Here is a 20,071-nt window from a genome sequence, read left to right as displayed (position 1 = left end):
GAATAGACGGCAAAAAGCCTGGCATCGCCCACCGTGATGCCGCTGGATGGATCAGGCCGGTCTCCGGGCTCATGAGCGGCGCATCGCCTGACTGCGCGCCTTCCCGCGTCTGTCGACACAGTGGCTCAATGCGCAGTTTTCACTCATTTACCGTTGCGGGGGCAGCGCCGGGATCGTGATCGTGCTTCGCCTGAAGACAACCCTCACCGGCTTCCCTGTTTCACCCTGTCGACACACGTCACAGAGCACCTGAAACAAGCCGCGAAGGTTAGAGGGTTGGGGGTGGAGCGTCAATTAAAGAGGGGGCCGTCGGGCGAATAACTGCCGCCGATCAATTAACTGACGCCAATCTTGTGCCACATTGAGACAAGTGATATCAAAGAGCCATGCTTTTGATAGAAAAGCACATCACAACAATAAGGATGATGACGATGCAAGGCATGATCATCAGCAACCCGCGCCTGGAATTCCTGCGCCCGATGCTGGAACGCTGGTTTGACTGTATCGACCGCTACAATGCCATTCGCGGCGACAACGACACCCCTTACTGGCATGACGAGAACGCCAATCTCGGCTTGCTCTCCGCGGCGGCATGGATGGCCGAGCTGGTGACCCTTTGTGATACCTCGACCCGAAAGCAGAACGAGGAAGGCGAACGCAATGCTCGCGCCGACCTGTTCATCGCCGGCGCCGAAGACCGCGCCTACCTTCAGGCGACCCAGCGCTGGCCACGGGTCAACAACCTTAATCTGACCCAGGCCCTGCTGGACATCACCAGCGACGCCAAACGCATCAGTTTTGCCAGCGACCTCAAGCTCGGTTGTCTGTTCGTCGCCCCGCAAAAAGCCCAACACAGCGCCAGCCCCGAAGAGTTGCAGGACATGGTCGACGACCTGCAAAAGGAACACTGCTGCGCCGTGGCCTGGTATTTCCCCTACGCCTACCGCAAGTTGCGCAGCGAAGCGGGTAACTATCACCCAGGCATCGCCGTGCTGTTCAAAGAGGCCCGTGGTTGAGCGGTTGAACCATCGGGTGCGCGCACTCCTCTATGATTAGGCATGCATTCATAGGGAAGATCAGTAATGCGCAAAACCCAACTCGCTCTCGTCATCGCCCTCGCCGGAGGGCTCGCCGCCTGCGGTGAATCCTCCAGCCTGCAAGTTTCTGACGGCACCGGCCCGTCACCGAAACTGCCTGAACCAAACAAAACTTTGATCCCGACGGTGAACATCGCCCCGGCGGTCGGCTGGCCCGCCGGCGGTAAACCGACCGCCGCAGCCGGCACGCAAGTCGCTGCATTCGCCGAAGGCCTCGACCATCCGCGCTGGCTCTACGTGCTGCCCAACGGTGACGTGCTGGTGGCGGAAACCAACGCCCCGCCCAAGCCTGACGACAGCAGCGGTATTCGCGGCTGGGTGATGAAGAAAGTCATGGGCAAGGCCGGCGCTGGTGTGCCAAGCCCGAATCGCATCACCCTGCTGCGCGATGCCGACCACGACGGCGTGGCCGAGACCCGCACGGTGTTTCTGCAAAACCTCAATTCGCCGTTTGGCATGACCCTGGTCGGCAACGATTTGTACGTCGCTGATACCGATCGCCTGCTGCGCTTTCACTACGAATCCGGCGCGACCGAGATCAAGACCCAGCCGATCAAAGTCACGGATCTGCCGGGCGGCACGCTGAACCATCACTGGACCAAAAACGTCATCGCCAGCAAGGACGGCAGCAAGCTGTACGTCACTGTCGGCTCGAACAGCAACGTCGGCGAGAATGGTCTGGATAAAGAAGAAGGTCGCGCGGCGATCTGGGAAGTCGATCGCGCCACCGGCAACCACCGGATCTTCGCCTCGGGCATCCGCAACCCCAACGGCCTGGCGTGGGAGCCCACGACAGGCGCGCTGTGGACAGCGGTCAATGAGCGTGACGAGATCGGCAGTGACCTGGTGCCGGACTACATCACCTCGGTCAAGGACGGTGGCTTCTATGGCTGGCCCTTCAGCTATTACGGTCAGCACGTGGATGTGCGGGTGAAGCCGCAGAATCTGGATCTGGTGGCCAAAGCTATCGCCCCGGACTACGCCGTCGGCCCGCACACTGCCTCGCTGGGCCTGACCTTCGCCGAAGGCAACAGCCTGCCGGCGCAGTTCAAGGAAGGCGCCTTCATCGGCCAGCACGGCTCATGGAACCGCAAACCGCACAGTGGCTATAAAGTGATTTTCGTACCGTTCGCCGCTGGCAAGCCGAGCGGAGCACCGGTGGATGTGCTGACCGGTTTCCTCGACAAGGACGAAAACGCACTTGGCCGCCCGGTAGGCGTGGTGATCGACCAGCAAGGTGGTTTGCTGGTGGCGGATGATGTGGGTAACAAGGTGTGGCGTGTGTCGTCGGCCAAGTAACTTTTGCCTGACCTGAAACAACTGTAGGAGTGAGCCTGCTCGCGAATGCGTAGTGTCAGTCTCCATTGGGTTGACTGATACACCGCTTTCGCGAGCAGGCTCGCTCCTACATTGGAATGGCTGCGATCTTTACTACGGGTTACGCGCCAGATGCTCCGGCTGCAATACCCGCTTGGCACTCAGGTACGCCTTCTGCCAGTACGCCTTCGACAGACTGTCCAGCTTCACCGTGCCGCCGGTGGCCGGCGCGTGCACGAAGCGCCCTTCGCCGACGTAGATCCCCGCATGACTGACCTGTGAGCCGCCATTGGTGGCGAAGAAGATCAGGTCGCCGGTCTGCAAACCCTCTTTGCCGACATTCGGCGCCTGCATCACGATCATCTCGCGCGTCGAACGCGGCAAAGAGATACCGGCCGCGTCGCGGTAGACGAAACCGATCAGGCCGCTGCAATCAAACCCGGAATCCGGAGTGTTGCCGCCCCAGCGATAAGGCGTGCCAACCAGGCCCAGCGCGCGAAACAGCACGTCTTCAGCAGCCGGTGAAAAAGCTTGGGAAGGCCCGAACACCATCGGGGCGCGTACCACGGGCGCAGGCGGCGGAGTGCGGCTGGCGCAAGCGCTGAGCAGCGCTGCGAAGAAGATCAACGTGAGGCGGGCCGACATCATCATAAGCAGAACATCCTGATCTGGCTGCGGCTTTCTCTGCCGAATGGACAGAAACAAAACCGCCTGCGCAGCACGCAGGCGGTTTGCCATCAATATAGATACAGGATTCTAGCGGCTACGCGGCAAACTTCAAGTAAGACTTTAACTTCACCTTGTAAAGTCTAGGTCTACTCCCTTGCCGGGCACCGTTTTGTCGCCACGGACGTGGCGACAACGGGGGAATTACTTGCGAGCGGTTACCACGGTCGGAGCCATCGCGAGGGCGCGCTTGGCTTCGATGAAGGTCTTGCTCCAGTAGCTGTCACCCAGGCTGTCGATGCGAACACCGCCGCTGCGACGACTGCTGGAGTGGATGAACTGGTTGTCACCCAGGTAGATCCCGGCGTGGCTCACACGACCGCGACGACCATTGGTGGCGAAGAACAGCAGATCGCCCGGCTCAAGGTTGCCGCGCGAGACCAGAGGCGCATCCACGTTGATCATTTCACGGGTGGAGCGCGGCAGATTCATGCCGGCTTCTTCGCGGAACAGGTAACCGATGAAACCGCTGCAGTCGAAACCGGCTTCAGAGGTGCCGCCGAAACGGTAACGGGTACCGATCAGGGACATGCCGCGTTCAAGGATGCTGTCGGCCAGAACCGGGAGCTCGTACGGCTTCTTGTTGAAGTCCGAGAGTTCTTTTTCGGTGTCCAGCTCTTCCTGGTAAATAACGGAAGACTGGGCAGTGGCAGAATTTTTGACCTGTTGAGGCTGCTCTTGAACTGGAGAATGAGCAGCGCAACCGAACAACAGGGTGACGAGTGCGAGAGGCACGAGGGGTGCGAAGCGATTTAGCATGGGCACGACCGTGGCTGAAGTTGTAAAGAAGCCGAGACTATGCCCGCTATCGGCCTCATTTGCAAATTCAATCGATCTTTTTGTGACTTCCCGGTTTCTCGTTTACATCTAAGCGCTTAAGCCCATTTGACTCGATACGCGGTCTGCACACGTTGCGGAAAAGCGGATTTTCTGGCGCCTGAAATATGTCGAAACGCGGTCAAAGCCGCGTATTTCAAGGGCTGGCTACCAGCCGAGGGTTTCTTTCAGGAACGGAATCGTCAGCTTGCGTTGCGCCTGCAACGAGGCCTGATCCAGCTGTTCGAGCAGGTCGAACAATGCACTCATGCTGCGGGTGCCGCGAGTCAGAATAAAGTGTCCGACTTCATCGGTCAGGTGCAGACCGCGACGCGACGCGCGCAATTGCAGGGCACGCAATTTGTCTTCATCGGAGAGCGGACGCATCTGGAAGATCAGCGCCAGGGTCAGGCGCGATTTGAGGTCAGCCAGCTTCACCGGCAGCTCGCGCGGCGAGGTTGAAGCGGCAATCAGCAAACGTCGACCGCTGTCACGCAAGCGGTTGAACAGATGAAACATCGCCTCTTCCCAGTCCGGCTTGCCGGCAATCACTTGCAAGTCATCCAGGCAAACCAGTTCGTACTGCTCAAGGTTGTCGAGGATTTCGATACCACGATCCATCAGCTCGGCCAGCGGCAGATACACCGCCGGTTCGCCCATCTGCTCGAAACGCAGGCAAGCCGCCTGCAACAGATGCGTACGCCCTACCCCATGCTTGCCCCACAGGTAGATCAGGCTTTCGGTCCAGCCGGCGTCGGCTTCGCATAAGCGCTCGACATAGCCGAGTGCAGCGGCATTGGCGCCTGGGTAGTAGTTGATGAAGGTGGCGTCGTCACGCAGACGCACACCTAGGGGCAGCTGAATCGGTTTCATGCTGACTGAACAGTTCTCAAGGAACCGTTAGTGGCCTCTGTGTAAAGTTTGCGAAGTTTATACCCGTGAAGCTGAGCGCACAATGCGACAGACCCCAAGCAAAATCAAAGGTTTGCGTTAACACGCTGGTTTTATGACAGTTTCTCTGACGCAGTAGCGAACCAACCTGCCGCAAAGCCCGGGCCAGCCCGGCACGACGCCGGGCCGCCCGTGATCGAATTACAACTCGGGTTCATCTGCCCCGCTGTAGATATCCGAGTCCTTGTACAAATCGTGCACGTGACGCACCAGCACCATGATCACCGCCGCCACCGGCAATGCCAGCAGCACACCGGTAAAGCCGAACAGCTCGCCGCCGGCCAGGATCGCGAAGATCACCGCCACCGGATGCAGGCCGATCCGATCCCCCACCAGCAGTGGCGTCAGCACCATGCCTTCCAGCGCCTGCCCGACCATGAACACCGCCACGATGCCGATCATCGGGTACAGGTCGCCACCGAACTGGAACAGCCCGGCAATCAGCGCCGCGCCAATACCGATCACAAAGCCCATGTACGGCACGATCGCCGCCAGACCTGCGATCAGGCCGATCAATAGCCCCAGTTCCAGACCAACAATCATCAGGCCCGCTGCGTAGATCACGCCCAGCGCCAGCATCACCAGCAACTGTCCGCGCACAAACGCGCCGAGCACCTCGTGGCACTCAGCTGCGAGCGAGACGATGGTTTCTTCACGATCACGCGGCAGCAGGCTGCGGATCTTGGCCATCATCACGTCCCAGTCACGCAGCAGGTAGAAACTCACCACCGGGATCAACACCAGATTCGCCAGCCAGCCGATCAGCGCCAGACTCGAGGCCGTCGCCTGACTCAGCACCACGCCGACGATGTCAGTGGTCTGCCCCATGTGTTCACTGATTGCAGCCTTGACCTTGTCGAACTTCCAGAAACCGTCCGACAGGCCCAGCTTCGATTGCGCCCACGGCAACGCCGTGTGCTGCAGCCAGTCGAGCATCTGCGGCGCCAACTCATACAAACGCACCAACTGCTTGGCAAGCATCGGCACCAGCACCAACAGCAACGTGGTGACGATCAGAGTGAACAAGGCGAACACCGCGATCACACCCCAGGTTCGCGACAAACCGAGTTTCTCCAACCGATCCACCAGCGGATCGAACAGATACGCCAGCAGCAACGCCACCAGAAACGGCGTGAGGATCGGATGCAGCAACCAGACAAATGCGCAAAGCAGGACTACCCCACCGAGCCAGAACCAACGCCGCGTATCGGCCATGTACCACTCCCACTGCTTCTATATAAGGAAAGACTTACCAGCGAAACCGCAACGAAGGTGCTACCGGTGCAGGCGCTGGAGCCGCAATAGGCGCTGCACCTGCGACGGCTGGCTGCGGCGCTGCCACTGGCGTCGGTGCTTCGGCCGGCAACTCCTGCAACTTCGCCAGCGACAATTGCGCGCGCAATTGATCGGCACTGCCGTTGACCCGATACACGATGCGATCACCATCGACACTTTGCAGACGCACACCAAACGGTTCGAGTAACCGCAGCAGCGTGGCGTAATGCTCAAGATTCATGCCCTGCACTTCCAGAGTCTGTTGGCCCGAAGCGCCAGGCTTGGCGACAAAGCGCGGCGCCAGACGCTCGGCCACCGCCAGCATCACGGCATCGGCCACGGCAGCCTGATCGGCGCCCTGCACACTGCCGGCCTCTTTCTGATCGCCCAGCCACAGATGCCATTTGGCCTGCCACTGCCCGCCCTCTTCGTGCGCATGCACCGCCAGCAAGGCATCCGCGCCGTAACGCTCCGAAGCGCCGCGCAATGGCGCGGGATCGGTGCCATCCAGCACTGGCGCGGTAGCCACCAGTTGCTCACTCAGATCCGCCAGCGGCAGACGCAGCGGCAAGCCGCGATGCTGAGCCGCAGAACGCAATGGTGCAGCCGCTGCCTGACCGTCGCCGACCAGGCTCGAACCTTCAGTCGAATCGTTCAACCACCAGCTCAGAATCGACGGCCGACTCGCCCCCCACAATGACAGCCCGGCCCGGCGCAGCGCCTGCTCGGTGGTGGCCGGATCGAAATCGACCTTGAGCACCTCCGGCGGCCCGGCATCGAAACCGAATTGACTGATGATCTGCTGCGGATCCTTGCGAATCGCCGCCAACCCCGGATTCTGCGGAGCCTTGGGGTCACCGGTCAGGCGCAACACCAGCGTATCCAGTGCCGCCTGAGTGGCGCGATCACGCTCTTCCGGCGCCTGGCTGCTGACCGGCTGGCGCACTTGATAGAGACCCTTGAGGTTTTCGGCATGACTCGCCAGGCTGACCAACGACAAACAACCCACAACCAACAATTTACAAAAACGCATGGAAAATTCCCGTCGACAGGAGCGGCTGGAACAGGCCGCGTGAACCGGTTAAGCAAGGCTGTGACAATCTGCCATCGCAAAACATTCACACGCTAGCGGTAAGTTTTTGCACAGTGATAACGATAGACGGTTAATCGGCACACCTTATACAGGCAGCCGCCCGGCACAATTGCAAAAAATTTCAGTCGATTATGCCCCTGCCCGTCGGCGCGAGGATGGCCGCTGCCCCTCAAGCCTGATAAAATCGCGCGCCTTCGCAGACCGGCAACAGCCGGGCACCCCGAAATTCGCGTAAGGCCATCGCCCTCTCGATTTCGATGTTCCCGCTGAACTCGGTCGTTACCCCTGAATCCCCTCCCCTAAAGGCCTGGATCATGAGCAAGCAACCCTCCCTGAGCTACAAGGACGCCGGTGTAGACATCGACGCCGGTGAAGCATTGGTCGAACGCATCAAGAGCGTCGCCAAGCGCACTGCGCGCCCGGAAGTCATGGGCGGCCTGGGCGGTTTCGGCGCCCTCTGCGAGATCCCGGCCGGTTACAAACAGCCGGTGCTGGTTTCCGGTACTGATGGCGTCGGCACCAAGCTGCGCCTGGCGCTGAACCTGAACAAGCACGACAGCATCGGCCAGGACCTGGTCGCCATGTGCGTCAACGATCTGGTGGTGTGCGGCGCAGAACCGCTGTTCTTCCTCGACTACTACGCCACCGGCAAGCTGAACGTCGACGTAGCTGCCACCGTGGTCACCGGTATCGGTGCAGGCTGCGAACTGGCTGGCTGCTCCCTGGTCGGCGGCGAAACCGCTGAAATGCCTGGCATGTACGAAGGCGAAGACTACGATCTGGCCGGCTTCTGCGTCGGCGTCGTGGAAAAAGCCGAAATCATCGACGGCTCGAAAGTCGCCACCGGTGACGCGCTGATCGCCCTGCCATCGTCCGGCCCGCACTCCAACGGCTACTCGCTGATCCGCAAGATCATCGAAGTGTCGGGTGCCGACATTGAAACCGTTCAGCTCGACGGCAAGCCACTGACCGAACTGCTGATGGCCCCGACCCGCATCTACGTGAAGCCGCTGCTCAAGCTGATCAAAGACACCGGTGCGGTCAAAGCCATGGCCCACATCACCGGTGGCGGCCTGCTGGACAACATTCCGCGCGTTCTGCCAAAAGGCGCTCAGGCCGTGGTTGACGTAGCCAGCTGGACTCGCCCGGCGGTCTTCGACTGGCTGCAAGAGAAAGGCAACGTCGACGAGACCGAAATGCACCGCGTACTGAACTGCGGCGTGGGCATGGTGATCTGCGTGGCTCAGGAGCACGTTGAAGTGGCCCTGAACACCCTGCGTGACGCCGGCGAACAGCCTTGGGTCATCGGCCAGATCGCTGCCGCTGCCGAAGGCGCTGCTCAAGTCGAGCTGAAAAACCTCAAGGCTCACTGATGTCCCAGACCTGTGATGTCGTGGTGCTGTTGTCCGGCACCGGCAGTAACTTGCAGGCTCTGATCGACAGCACGCGGACCGGCGACAGCCCGGTCCGCATCGCTGCGGTGATTTCCAACCGCGCCGACGCCTATGGCCTGCAACGCGCCAGTGACGCGGGTATCGCCACCCGCTCGCTGGATCACAAGGCTTTCGAAGGTCGCGAGGCCTTCGATGCTGCCCTGATCGAACTGATCGACGAATTCAAACCGAAACTCGTGGTACTGGCCGGCTTCATGCGCATTCTCAGCGCTGATTTCGTGCGCCACTATCAGGGTCGTCTGCTCAATATCCACCCGTCGCTGCTGCCCAAATACAAAGGGTTACACACTCATCAGCGCGCGCTCGAGGCCGGCGATGCGGAGCACGGCTGCTCCGTGCACTTCGTCACCGAGGAACTCGATGGTGGACCACTGGTCGTACAGGCAGTAATACCGGTAGAGTTGCACGACACGCCGCAGACACTTGCGCAGCGAGTGCATGTCCAGGAACACCTGATCTACCCGATGGCTGTACGCTGGTTTGCCGAAGGCCGACTGGCACTCGGTGAGCAAGGTGCTTTACTGGATGGCCAGTTACTCGCGGCCAGCGGCCACTTGATTCGACACTAGGAGATTTTATGCGTCGCGCCCTGCTCTTCGCTTGCGCTCTGCTCGCCCTGCCTTTCGCGCAGGCGGCAGACCTTCAACCGTTCTCCGCCAGCTACACCGCCGACTGGAAACAGTTGCCCATGAGCGGCACCGCCGAACGCAGCCTGACCAAGGAAGCCAACGGCGTCTGGAAACTCAGCTTCAAAGCGTCGATGATGATCGCCAGCCTGACCGAAGAAAGCACCCTGACCCTGGACAAGGACACCCTGCTGCCACAGTCCTACCACTTCGAACGTGGCGGTCTGGGCAAAGCGAAAAAGGCTGATCTGGACTTCGACTGGAACAGCAAGATGGTCACCGGCACTGACCGGGGCGACGCGGTGAAGATCCCGCTGAACCGTGGCATGGTCGACAAGTCGACCTACCAGCTGGCCCTGCAGCATGACGTGGCCGCCGGCAAGAAGACCATGAGCTATCAGGTGGTCGACGACGGTGAAGTCGACACCTATGACTTCCGTGTACTGGGTGCCGAGAAAGTCGACACCAAGGCCGGCAAGATCGATGCAATCAAGGTCGAGCGCGTGCGTGACCCGACACAAAGCAAGCGCATCACGGTGCTGTGGTTCGCCAAGGACTGGGATTACCTGCTGGTCCGCCTGCAACAGGTTGAAACCGACGGCAAGGAGTACAACATCATGCTTCAGGACGGCACGGTCAACGGCAAAACCGTTAAAGGCAGCTGATCCGCCGCTACACCGAAAGCCCCGCAGATGCGGGGCTTTTTTATGCCTGCAATTCCGCCCTGTAGGAGCTGCGGCACGCTGCGATCTTTTGATCTTGAAGCAGAATCAACAGATCGCAGCGTGCCGCAGCCCCTACAGGGACAGGATCAGACCGAAAATTTGGCCACCATATTGTTCAAATCCACCGCCAGCCGCGACAACTCCTGGCTTGCCGCACTGGTCTGATTTGCCCCCGCCGACGTCTGCATCGCCAGATCGCGGATGTTCATCAGGTTGCGGTCCACCTCCCGCGCCACCGCTGCCTGCTCCTCCGAGGCGCTGGCGATCACCAGGTTGCGCTCGTTGATCAAGGTGAACGCCGAGGCAATTTCCTCCAGCGCCAAACCCGCAGCCTTGGCCAGTTCCAGAGTCGAATTGGCGCGGACGCTGCTCTGTTGCATCGAACTGACCGCCGAATCGGTACCCTGCTGGATGCCACCGATCATCTGCTCGATTTCCTGGGTCGATTGCTGGGTGCGATGGGCCAGCGCCCGCACCTCATCGGCCACCACCGCGAAGCCACGCCCGGCATCCCCGGCCCGCGCCGCCTCAATCGCTGCGTTCAGTGCCAGCAGATTGGTCTGCTCGGCAATCGAGCGGATCACATCGAGCACTTTGCTGATGCCATGAACCTTCTGCGCCAGATCCTCGACCTGCGTTGCATTGGACGTGACGTCGTCAGCCAGGGACTGGATCGAAGTCACCGTCTGGTTGACCTGCTCGCGCCCATGCTGGGCAATCCGGTCAGACTCGCGCGACGCCTCGGAAGTAGCCACGGCGTTGCTCGCCACCTCTTCCACGGCAGCGGTCATCTGATTGACCGCCGTGGCGGCCTGCTCGATCTCCAGGCTTTGCTGGTGCAGCCCGCGCGTGGCGTCCTCGGTGACGCAACTCAGTTCCTCCGAAGCCGACGCCAACTGGCTGGACGATTCGGAAATCTGCCGAATGGTGTCGCGCAGGTTGTGCTGCATGCTTTTCAGCGCCTGCAGCAGCCGCGCCGGTTCGTCCTTGCCGGAGATGTTGATATCGCCCGTCAGATCACCGCCGGCCACCACTTCCGCCACGCCCAGTGATTGCGCCAGCGGCAGGACGATGCTGCGGGTCAGCAACAACGCCAGACCGATGGTGATCAATGCGGTAATGCCAATCATCACCCCGACCCACACCCGCGAATTGATGAAAACCAGGCGCGCTGCTTCAGTGGCAAGATTGGCGTTGTGCTTGTTCAGCTCGACCAACTCCTTCAGGGTGGCCGCCATGTCGTCGGCCAACGGGCTCATTTCACCGTTGAGAATCGCCGCCGCCTCCTCCACCCGATTCTGTGCGGACAACTGCATGACCTGCGCCTGAAACTCCAGGTACTTGTGCTCGGCGACCTTGAAGCGGTCGAACAACTTGCGCTCTTCGGGCAGCACGATCAACACGTCATAGCGTTGTTGCGCTTCGCTCAAGACACCGCGCAGGTCATTGAGCTTGGCGACATTCTGCGCCAGCGCCTGCGGGTCGCGATTGAGCAGCAGGCGCATGGTCAGCGCACGCAGGCGCAACATGTCCTGACTCATCTCGCCGACCGCCATCACGCTCGGCAGCCAGTTGTTGTCGACCTCATCAGACTGGGCGCGCATGTTCGCCATTTGCAGCAGGGCGAACGCCCCCAGGGCAAATACCATCAGCGCCAACACACCAAAACCAAGGCCGGCTCGCGGCGCGATATTGAGACTACGGATGCTCATGACTCTGGTTCCTTCCAAAAGCGCTGCATCAACCCTGCAGCTGGTTGCTTTAGAAGGTATCGGCCCGGCGAAAATTTGCGTAAGACCAAAAGGTGATATCAAAAGGCCTTGATACTTCGAACCCTCGGCATTAACGATTCAGCGCGGTTTCCCCGGACTTTGCCGCTGTTCGCGGCAATATTGCCAGGAAGTTGTCCCGGGCCACTTTACGGGCGACATCCTCGGGCAAGGCATCAAGGAACGGGGTGAAACTGTGCATTTCCTGACCGAGCTTGTTGAATCGGCCGACAACATCCGAACCGACCATGAAGCGCTCAGGGTATTTTTCCACCAATGCCAGCCATTCCGCTCGCGGCTTGCCCTGCTCGTCCAGCAAATAAGGGCTGAGCATGCTCCACGACAGATCAATGAACAGGTTCGGGTAGGCCTCAAGCATCCGGCTCACGGTGGGCAGGAGGAATTTCAGCTGCGTCTGGTGCCGATGAATCTCGGCGCTGGTACCGGCGTGAGCCCAGATGAAACGCGTGTGCGGGTGATTACGCAGCGGCTCCTCGATTTCCTTCAGGTACAGCGGATTTCTCTCACGCTTGGAGGTGATATTGGAATGCAGCATCACTGGCAGATCATTTTCCGCTGCCAGGTGATAAATCCGCTTCATCGCTTCGTTATTGGCCCGTGGCGTGTCGCCGGCGGTCAGCGCCGTCAGGTCATCATGGCGGGTAAACACCTCGCCTATGCCCTGCCACAGCCCCGGATATAGATCGAGCATGCGCTGGATGTGCGCGGCGGAGTTCTTGTCGTTGGGGTTAAACCCGGAAAGAAACGGATGGAAGTGCTGACGCTGCTCCGAAGTCAGCTTTTGCACGGCATCGGCAACGATCACGTCGGTGGCGCTGTACCAGTAGGCATCGGCATCATCGCCGGCGTAATAACGCGGACGCTTGGGTTCGTCCTCATGCCATTTCTTCGCCACGGGAATACCGGAAATCATCACATGGTCGATGGAATTGTCCTTCATCGCCGTGAGCAATTTCGCCATGCCGGCGGTTTCCTGGAAAAAATCCACGTAATGCAGGTGCGCATCGCTGTAGGTGTAATCGCGGGCGCTGGCGCTTCCGGCAAATGCCAGCAGGCAGGCAAGACTCAAACGAAACAAGGACACAAGTAATCTCCGGCAGGTAGGCATAGCCTAGACCCTGAGCCGATGACAAGGGTTCATCCTGCAGGAAAGTGGAACGCGCCTCCGTAGGAATGCTCTATAACTGCAAGGTCTTTTTTTGATCGCACGACTTTTCCTACTGCCAGTGAGGTTGCCATGACTGTTACCGTCAATACCGTCTCCGCCGAAGGTTTTCGTCACACCGTACAGATCGATGACCATGAATTGTTTGCCGACGTGCCGAAGTCTGCCGGCGGTGAAGGCTCGGCACCCGAGCCACACGACTACTTCGACGCCGCGCTGGGTGCCTGCAAAGCCCTGACCCTGAAAATGTACGCGAAGAAGAAAGACATCCCGCTGACCGGCGTGGGTGTCGAGGTCAAGCGCGACAACAGCGAAGAGCAGAAAGGCAAATACGTCCTGCACGTGACGCTTACCCTCAAGGGCGTCCTCACCGATGCCCAGCGTGAAGAACTGCTGCGCGTCGCCGATCGCTGCCCGATCCACAAACTGATGACTACCACCGACGTCAGCATCGAAACCCACGCTCCACAGGGCTTCGACAGCCAGTAATCACCCTCTGCCAGCGGCGGGTTATGCTTCTGGCATCACCCGCTCAGCCTGGAATGCACCATGGATACGCAACCACTGATCATCCGCCCGCGCGCCGAAGACGTCGAAGGCCAGCCGATCCTGCGCCCGCTGCCGTCAGCCAAATGCCGCAGCGTCGGGCCTTTCGTGTTTTTCGACCACATGCTCGAAACGATTTATCCGACGGGCAAAGGCATGAACATCCGACAGCATCCGCACATTGGTCTGTCGACCCTGACCTACCTGTTCGAAGGACAGATCCAGCACAAGGACAGCCTTGGCTCCGATCAGGTGGTCAGCGCCGGCGATGTCAGCTGGATGACCGCCGGCAGTGCGATTGCCCACGTCGAGCGCACGCCCGAGCCGTTGTGGCAGCAAAGCTTCACCATGCACGGTTTGCAAATCTGGCTCGCTTCGCCCAAGGATCACGAGCAAGGCCCGGGACATTACAGCCATCACCCGGCGGCAACCTTGCCGGTCAGCGATAACCTTGGTGTGCAGATTCGGATGATCGCCGGGTCAGGCTTTTGCCTGGAATCGCCGGTGCCGGTGCTTTCTCCTACGCTCTACGCCGAAGTGAAGATGCACACCGCCACCACTTTGCTGATCCCGACCGAGCACGCAGAACGCGCTATTTATGTGCTGAGTGGCGATGCGCAGTTGAATGGCGACCCCCTCGAATCCCATGCGCTGGCGGTATTGCCGGCCGGGGAAGAGCTGAGCCTGTTCGCCGAAAGCGATGTGCACGCAGTGGTGTTTGGCGGCGCACCGCTGGACGGGCCACGGCGGATCAACTGGAATTTTGTCGCGAGCGATTCGGCGGCGATTGATGAGGCGCGGCGCAAGTGGGCGGCCGGGGATTGGCCGACGGTGCCGGGGGAAGTGGAGCGGATTGAATTGCCGCGTTAAGCCTTTACCCTCACCCCAGCCCTCTCCCAGAGGGAGAGGGAGCCGACTGAGCTGTCTTGCGTCATACACCGACCTGAAAATTCTTGGCGATTATAGATTCACCGCAGGCACTTTCAGGTCGGTGCAAATTTACAGCATACGCCATTCAGTCCCCTCTCCCTCTGGGAGAGGGTTAGGGTGAGGGGCTTTTTGCTTTTCAGCCTTTGAACACTTCATCCAGCAAATCATGCATCGACTTGAACGCACGCTTGGCGGTCTTCGCGTCGTACATCATCTTGCCCGGCACATTGGCATGCGGATCGGTAAACGAGTGCACCGCACCGCCGTAGCTGAGCAGCTGCCAATCGACCTTCGCCGCGTTCATTTCATCTTCGAACGCCGGCAATTGCTCTTTCGGCACCAACGGGTCGGAGGCACCGTGCAGCACCAGCACCGAGCCCTTGATGTTCTTTGCGTCCGCCGGGTTCGGCGAGTCGAGCGTGCCGTGGAACGACACCGCCGCCTTGACCGGTGCGCCGGTACGCGCCAGGTCCAGTGCACAGCAACCACCGAAGCAGAACCCGAACACCGCCAGCTTCGAGGCATCGACCGCAGCCTCGCCCTGCTTCTGCAATTGTTCGAACGCTGCCTGCATGCGCTTGCGCAGCAGTGCGCGGTCGTTCTTCAGCGGCATCATCGCCGCGCCGGCCTCGTCAGCGTTCTGCGGACGTACTGCCTGGCCATACACGTCAGCAATCAACACCACGTAGCCCTTGGCCGCGACCGATTTGGCGATTTCTTCCGCCCCGGCGCTGACGCCCATCCAGTTCGGCGCCATCAACAGGCCCGGGCGTGCGCCCTTGTGCTCAGCATCGAATGCCAGACGACCTTCAAAGGGCTGGCCATCCAGCTGATAGACCACGGAACGTACAGTAACTTGGCTCATTTCTGACTCCTGATTAGTTAAACACCAGAATGAAAAAACCCGCCGAAGCGGGTTTTTCTACAACGTGATCAAGCTGACAGTTCAACCAGCAGCTTGTTCAGACGGGTCACGTAAGCGGCCGGGTCTTTCAAGCTTTCGCCAGCCGCCAGAGCGGCCTGATCGAAGAGGATGTGCGACAGGTCGCCAAAACGCCCTTCGTTCTGCTCGCCGTCGAGTTTCTCGATCAGCGGGTGGCTCGGGTTGAACTCGAAGATCGGCTTCGACTCCGGCACTTTCTGCCCGCTGGCTTCGAGGATCTGGCGCATTTGCAGGCCCAGGTCCTGTTCGCCGATCGCCAGAATGGCTGGCGAGTCGGTCAGACGATGGGAAACCCGGACTTCCGCCACGGAATCGCCCAGCGCGGTTTTCAGGCGCTCGACCAGACCTTCTTTGGACTTGGCGACTTCTTCTGCGGCTTTCTTGTCCTCTTCCGAGTCCAGGTTGCCCAGATCGAGATCACCGCGTGCCACGTCGACAAACGTCTTCCCATCGAATTCGCTGAGGTAGCTCATCAGCCACTCGTCGATACGGTCGGTCAGCAGCAGCACTTCGATGCCTTTCTTGCGGAAGACTTCCAGGTGCGGGCTGTTCTTGACCTGCGCGTAGGTTTCGCCGGTGAGGTAGTAGATCTTGTCCTGACCTTCCTTGGCGCGCGCCAGGTAGTCAGCCAGACCGACAACTTGCTCGCCGTCGTCGCCTTGAGTCGATGCGAAACGCAGCAGACCGGCAATTTTTTCCTTGTTGGCAAAATCTTCTGCCGGGCCTTCTTTCATGACCTGACCGAAGTTTTTCCAGAAGCCCTTGTATTGCTCAGGCTCGTTCTTCGCCAGTTTTTCCAGCATGTCCAGCACGCGCTTGGTCAGCGCCGACTTCATCGAGTCGATGATCGGGTCTTTCTGCAGGATTTCCCGCGATACGTTCAGCGACAGGTCGTTGGAATCGACCACACCCTTGATGAAGCGCAGGTACAGCGGCAGGAACGACTCGGCCTGATCCATCACGAACACGCGCTGCACGTACAGCTTCAGGCCTTTCGGCGCTTCACGCTGGTACAAGTCGAACGGCGCGCGGGCCGGCACGTACAGCAGCGAGCTGTACTCGAGCTTGCCTTCGACCTTGTTGTGGCTCCAGGCCAGCGGGTTTTCGAAGTCGTGAGCGATGTGCTTGTAGAACTCCTGGTATTCCTCATCCTTCACTTCAGTGCGCGGACGGGTCCACAGGGCGCTGGCACGGTTGACGGTTTCCCATTCAACGGCAGGCTTCTCTTCGCCTTCGGCGGCAGTGACTTCTTTCGGCAGCTCGATCGGCAGCGCGATGTGGTCGGAGTATTTCTTGATGATGTTGCGCAGACGCCAGCCCTCGGCGAACTCGTCTTCAGCGGATTTCAGGTGCAGGACGATGCGGGTGCCGCGTTCTGGCTTGTCGATGGTGGCGACTTCGAATTCGCCCTCGCCTTTCGACGACCAGTGCACGCCTTCGCTGGCCGGAGTGCCGGCGCGACGGCTGTACACGTCGACTTTGTCAGCCACGATGAAGGCCGAGTAGAAGCCGACACCGAACTGGCCGATCAGGTGAGAATCTTTTTTCTGATCGCCCGAGAGATTCTTCATGAAATCGGCGGTGCCCGACTTGGCGATGGTCCCCAGGTGGGTGATCACATCGTCACGGTTCATGCCGATACCGTTGTCTTCGAGGGTGACGGTCTTGGCGTCCTTGTCGAAGCTCACACGGATTTTCAGTTCAGCGCCACCTTCGAGCAACTCAGGCTTGGCCAGGGCTTCGAAGCGCAGCTTGTCGACAGCGTCAGAGGCGTTCGAGATCAATTCGCGAAGGAAGATTTCCTTGTTGGAATACAGCGAATGGATCATGAGGTGCAGCAGCTGCTTTACCTCGGTCTGGAAGCCCAGGGTTTCCTTTTGAGTTTCCACACTCATGGTCATCAAACTCCAATCAGATGGCAGTGGCCGCGACCCAGAGGGTCAACGGCGGGTTGTTCACTGAGTTGGGGGCAGCGTTTAGGATTTCAAGGGCTCATCAATTTTGAAATGTGCACGGGCGGTGGCAATCGGTTCGCTCTCGGTGCTTTGCCAGGCCGTGATGGCGACGTTGGCCACGCGCCGGCCCTGACGACAGACCTGACATTTGGCCCAAGTGTCGCGAAACTGCCCGGCGCGCAGGTAATCCAGAGAGAAGTCGATGATCTTCGGCACCCCGGGCGAACCGGTGAAGATCAGCAAATGTAACGCGGCCGCCAGCTCCATGAACCCGGCAATCACCCCGCCATGGATCGCCGGCAATAAAGGGTTACCAATGTTGTCCTTGTTCGCCGGCAGCTTGAACAGCAACTCATCGCCGACTCGCGCGCATTCGACGCCGATCAGCCCTGCATAAGGAATCAGTTGCAGCAGCGGCGCGTAATCGCCCTGAGCGTGAGCCTGCAGCAACTGTTGCTTCCAGTCATCGCTCATCGATTTTCTCCTTTGACCTTGCCGCCAAATCCCTGGGTACCTTTCAGGCCCTTGCCCATGCGCATGAATGTGCCGACGACATGGGCGATCGGTTGCTGCGGGTCGTCCTGATAAGCGAAGCCGCGGGCGAAGATCACGTCGGTGGTGACCCGGTAACACTGGGCAAAGCCATAGACATCCTTATTCGGCTCGGCGGCATGCATGTAGTCGATACGCAGGTCCAGGGTCGGGCAGACTTCGAACTCCGCCAGCACGCACAACGTGGACATGCCGCACGCGGTGTCCATCAGCGAGGTAATGGCGCCGCCGTGGATGACCCCGGTCTGTGGATTGCCGACGATTTGCGCGCTGTACGGCAACCTCACCGTGAGCCCTTCGCTGCTGGCGCTGTGTACCGTCAAACCGAGCACCTGACAATGGCGCAGGGCCGAAAGAAATCGTGTCGCGCGCTCAAAAACGGGGTTTTCAGCCATTTGATAATTACTCTCGTCAGAGCCTTTTGCCAGTAGTAAGAAATACGGCAAAAGTTCCACTAAAAAACAAACTTATATATCTGAACGAAATGAGGAACTTAACCTTTGGGCCAGTGCTCTTAAGGCCAGTAGTTATTTTCCATAAGGAGAAACACCCCATGCGTAAGACTTTAGCTATTGCCTTGATGTTGACCGCTTCCCTCGGTCTCGCTGCCTGCGATAAAAAATCCGAGGACAAAGCTCAAGATGCCAACCAACATGCTGAGCAAGCTCAGCAAGACATGAACAAAGCTCAGGATAAAGTGAACGACGCAGCAAAAGAAAATGCCGAAGCTGCCAAAGCTCAGGCTGAATCGAATCAAGCTGCTCAGGAAGAAGCTGCCAAGAAGCAATAATTGCGACTTGATGCAGAAAAAGAAAACCCGCCAAGTGCGGGTTTTCTTTTGCCTGTGATTTTTTGTCAGTCTTGGCTTAGAGGCTTTCTTAGAGCAATACGGTTCTAAAAGTCGGACTAATCATCAGCAACAAACTGCAGACCAGGCCGACCAGCCACACCAGACTGCGCAGGGATGGTTTATCCGCCAGGTACAACCACACGTAAAGAATCCGCGCGATCACAAAGATGATTGCCAGAGCATCGATCAACCAGCCTTGGGTTTGCGTGGTGTGCGCCATCAGCACACCCACTGCGAACAGGATGAACGCTTCGATGCAGTTCTGATGCGCCGCCAGCGCCCGCGCGCCGTAACCGGTGAGTTGCGCCTGTTGTTGGCGCGGCAGGTGGTTGTTGTAACCGCCCTGCTCTTTCATGGCTTTACCCACCGGCATACGCGCGATGTAAATCAACAGTGCACTGATAAACACACACCAGAACGGAATACTCATCAAGCGGCCTCTTTATTGGTTTCGGGCAATGGTGCCTCTGTAGGGGTATAGACCATCACATCCAGCACGTCGGAATGAAACTCGCGGCGGTACAACACGATGACCACCCCGGCACTCATCAACATGAACAGCCACGGGCTGACAAACCACGCCAGCATGCTCATGCCGAAGTAATAAGAACGCAGACCGAAGTTGAACTGGTTGGCCGCCATCGAAATCACCCGCGCCGCCCGCAGTGCGAACGCCTTGCGCTCCTGCTCCGAGACCTGACGCTCACCGATCATCGGCGCGGAACCGACCAGCACGGCAGCAAAGTTGTACTGACGCATGCACCAACTGAAGGTGAAGAACGCATAGACGAACACCAGCGCCAGACACAGCAACTTGATCTCCGACATGCCCTGCGATGCCTGCTGCACCATCGGGATATCCGCCAGCAACGACACGGCGCGCTCGGATGCACCGAGCACGGTGAGAATGCCGGCGAGGATGATCAGGGTGCTGGAGGCGAAGAACGAGGCGTTGCGCTCCAGATTGCCGATCACGCTGGCGTCGGCGATACGGTTGTCACGCAGCAGCATGCGGCGCATCCAGTCTTCGCGATACAGGTGCAGCACGCTGGCGAGGCAAGCGGTGTCGCGGGCCTTCCACGACGCATAGCGGGTGTAGCCGCCCCAGCAGATGACAAACCAGAGCGCGGCCAGCAGGTGGATCAGATTGGCTTGGATGAACGACATTCGTTTTCCTGTGAAGTGTGGATGCATTACCTGTAGGAGTGAGCCTGCTCGCGATTCGCTGGCACACCCGGCATTGATCCGACAGGTACGACG

General features: G+C 59.4%; 21 protein-coding genes and 1 riboswitch. Of the genes, 8 read left to right on the top strand and 13 right to left on the bottom strand.

From position 1 onward, the window contains the following. Positions 1–37: 37 nt before the first annotated feature. Positions 38–268: riboswitch (cobalamin riboswitch) on the bottom strand. A 163-nt stretch (positions 269–431) separates the two neighbouring features. Continuing rightward, positions 432–1,016, top strand: coding sequence for a hypothetical protein (locus JN524_RS25365; RefSeq protein ID WP_202371117.1), 585 nt, complete (start codon positions 432–434; stop codon positions 1,014–1,016). 66 nt (positions 1,017–1,082) lie between these two features. Next, on the top strand, positions 1,083–2,396 hold the full coding sequence (locus JN524_RS25360) for a PQQ-dependent sugar dehydrogenase (RefSeq protein WP_202371116.1): 1,314 nt from the start codon (positions 1,083–1,085) through the stop codon (positions 2,394–2,396). Positions 2,397–2,528: 132 nt separating this feature from the next. Here JN524_RS25360 and JN524_RS25355 read toward each other — a convergent pair whose 3' ends face one another. The 5 genes from JN524_RS25355 to JN524_RS25335 form a co-directional block, all read right to left on the bottom strand. Next, positions 2,529–3,065: a C40 family peptidase gene (locus JN524_RS25355; protein WP_202371115.1), complete on the bottom strand. Its 537-nt coding sequence runs from the start codon at positions 3,063–3,065 to the stop codon at positions 2,529–2,531. Between the two features lie 219 nt (positions 3,066–3,284). Continuing rightward, positions 3,285–3,899, bottom strand: coding sequence for a C40 family peptidase (locus JN524_RS25350; RefSeq protein ID WP_007962885.1), 615 nt, complete (start codon positions 3,897–3,899; stop codon positions 3,285–3,287). A gap of 225 nt (positions 3,900–4,124) precedes the next feature. Beyond that, positions 4,125–4,829, bottom strand: a complete 705-nt coding sequence (gene hda / locus JN524_RS25345) for a DnaA regulatory inactivator Hda (protein WP_025111852.1) — start codon at positions 4,827–4,829, stop codon at positions 4,125–4,127. Positions 4,830–5,048: 219 nt separating this feature from the next. Beyond that, entirely contained in the window at positions 5,049–6,122 is a 1,074-nt protein-coding gene (locus JN524_RS25340) for an AI-2E family transporter (protein ID WP_202371114.1), read from the bottom strand. A 34-nt stretch (positions 6,123–6,156) separates the two neighbouring features. Beyond that, positions 6,157–7,215, bottom strand: coding sequence for a DUF2066 domain-containing protein (locus JN524_RS25335; protein ID WP_202371113.1), 1,059 nt, complete (start codon positions 7,213–7,215; stop codon positions 6,157–6,159). 374 nt (positions 7,216–7,589) lie between these two features. On the opposite strand from JN524_RS25335, the gene purM reads away from it, so the two are divergent. The 3 genes from purM to JN524_RS25320 are packed head-to-tail and all read left to right on the top strand — an operon-like array spanning position 7,590 to position 10,020. Beyond that, positions 7,590–8,648 (top strand): phosphoribosylformylglycinamidine cyclo-ligase, encoded by a 1,059-nt coding sequence (gene purM, locus JN524_RS25330; protein WP_202371112.1) that lies wholly within the window; start codon positions 7,590–7,592, stop codon positions 8,646–8,648. Further along, complete coding sequence (gene purN / locus JN524_RS25325) at positions 8,648–9,298, top strand: phosphoribosylglycinamide formyltransferase (protein ID WP_041074361.1); 651 nt, start codon at positions 8,648–8,650, stop codon at positions 9,296–9,298. The genes purM and purN overlap by 1 nt, the downstream gene beginning before the upstream one ends. Before the next feature lie 8 nt (positions 9,299–9,306). After that, complete coding sequence (locus JN524_RS25320) at positions 9,307–10,020, top strand: DUF3108 domain-containing protein (RefSeq protein WP_007962880.1); 714 nt, start codon at positions 9,307–9,309, stop codon at positions 10,018–10,020. A gap of 146 nt (positions 10,021–10,166) precedes the next feature. Here JN524_RS25320 and JN524_RS25315 read toward each other — a convergent pair whose 3' ends face one another. Together JN524_RS25315 and JN524_RS25310 are read right to left on the bottom strand one after the other, a co-directional pair. Continuing rightward, the gene (locus tag JN524_RS25315; protein ID WP_103369304.1) at positions 10,167–11,792 is read right to left on the bottom strand and encodes a methyl-accepting chemotaxis protein; all 1,626 of its coding nucleotides are present in this window, start codon (positions 11,790–11,792) and stop codon (positions 10,167–10,169) included. 130 nt (positions 11,793–11,922) lie between these two features. Further along, a complete protein-coding gene (locus JN524_RS25310) occupies positions 11,923–12,978 on the bottom strand; it encodes an amidohydrolase family protein (RefSeq protein WP_237403172.1) in 1,056 nt (351 codons plus the stop codon). 129 nt (positions 12,979–13,107) lie between these two features. Here JN524_RS25310 and JN524_RS25305 point away from each other — a divergent pair, with 129 nt between their 5' ends. Both JN524_RS25305 and JN524_RS25300 read left to right on the top strand, forming a co-directional pair. Further along, positions 13,108–13,524: an OsmC family protein gene (locus tag JN524_RS25305; protein WP_041074368.1), complete on the top strand. Its 417-nt coding sequence runs from the start codon at positions 13,108–13,110 to the stop codon at positions 13,522–13,524. A 60-nt stretch (positions 13,525–13,584) separates the two neighbouring features. Further along, positions 13,585–14,451 carry a pirin family protein gene (locus tag JN524_RS25300; RefSeq protein ID WP_202371110.1) on the top strand — a complete coding sequence of 289 codons (867 nt, stop codon included), beginning with the start codon at positions 13,585–13,587 and terminating at the stop codon, positions 14,449–14,451. 196 nt (positions 14,452–14,647) lie between these two features. Here the strand turns inward: JN524_RS25300 and JN524_RS25295 are convergent, their stop codons facing one another. From JN524_RS25295 to JN524_RS25280, 4 genes are all read right to left on the bottom strand, one after another. Next, positions 14,648–15,376: a dienelactone hydrolase family protein gene (locus JN524_RS25295; protein WP_202371109.1), complete on the bottom strand. Its 729-nt coding sequence runs from the start codon at positions 15,374–15,376 to the stop codon at positions 14,648–14,650. 68 nt (positions 15,377–15,444) lie between these two features. Next, on the bottom strand, positions 15,445–17,349 hold the full coding sequence (gene htpG / locus JN524_RS25290; RefSeq protein ID WP_202371108.1) for a molecular chaperone HtpG: 1,905 nt from the start codon (positions 17,347–17,349) through the stop codon (positions 15,445–15,447). An 81-nt stretch (positions 17,350–17,430) separates the two neighbouring features. After that, positions 17,431–17,883 (bottom strand): PaaI family thioesterase, encoded by a 453-nt coding sequence (locus tag JN524_RS25285; protein WP_202371107.1) that lies wholly within the window; start codon positions 17,881–17,883, stop codon positions 17,431–17,433. Continuing rightward, on the bottom strand, positions 17,880–18,356 hold the full coding sequence (locus JN524_RS25280; RefSeq protein ID WP_202371106.1) for a PaaI family thioesterase: 477 nt from the start codon (positions 18,354–18,356) through the stop codon (positions 17,880–17,882). The genes JN524_RS25285 and JN524_RS25280 overlap by 4 nt, the downstream gene beginning before the upstream one ends. A 158-nt stretch (positions 18,357–18,514) precedes the next feature. On the opposite strand from JN524_RS25280, the gene JN524_RS25275 reads away from it, so the two are divergent. Continuing rightward, the gene (locus tag JN524_RS25275; RefSeq protein WP_007962865.1) at positions 18,515–18,751 is read left to right on the top strand and encodes a hypothetical protein; all 237 of its coding nucleotides are present in this window, start codon (positions 18,515–18,517) and stop codon (positions 18,749–18,751) included. Between the two features lie 88 nt (positions 18,752–18,839). Here the strand turns inward: JN524_RS25275 and JN524_RS25270 are convergent, their stop codons facing one another. Together JN524_RS25270 and JN524_RS25265 are read right to left on the bottom strand one after the other, a co-directional pair. Further along, positions 18,840–19,241, bottom strand: a complete 402-nt coding sequence (locus tag JN524_RS25270; RefSeq protein ID WP_202371105.1) for an MAPEG family protein — start codon at positions 19,239–19,241, stop codon at positions 18,840–18,842. Then, complete coding sequence (locus JN524_RS25265) at positions 19,241–19,978, bottom strand: DUF599 domain-containing protein (RefSeq protein WP_027614039.1); 738 nt, start codon at positions 19,976–19,978, stop codon at positions 19,241–19,243. Before JN524_RS25265 ends, JN524_RS25270 begins: the two co-directional genes overlap by 1 nt. Positions 19,979–20,071 lie beyond the last annotated feature (93 nt).

This window comes from Pseudomonas sp. MWU318, from assembly GCF_016756945.1.
GTDB classification, from domain to species: Bacteria; Pseudomonadota; Gammaproteobacteria; order Pseudomonadales; family Pseudomonadaceae; genus Aquipseudomonas; species Aquipseudomonas putida_A.
Note: the sequence above shows the minus strand (reverse complement) of the source record. Positions and strands in the feature narration are given on the sequence as shown.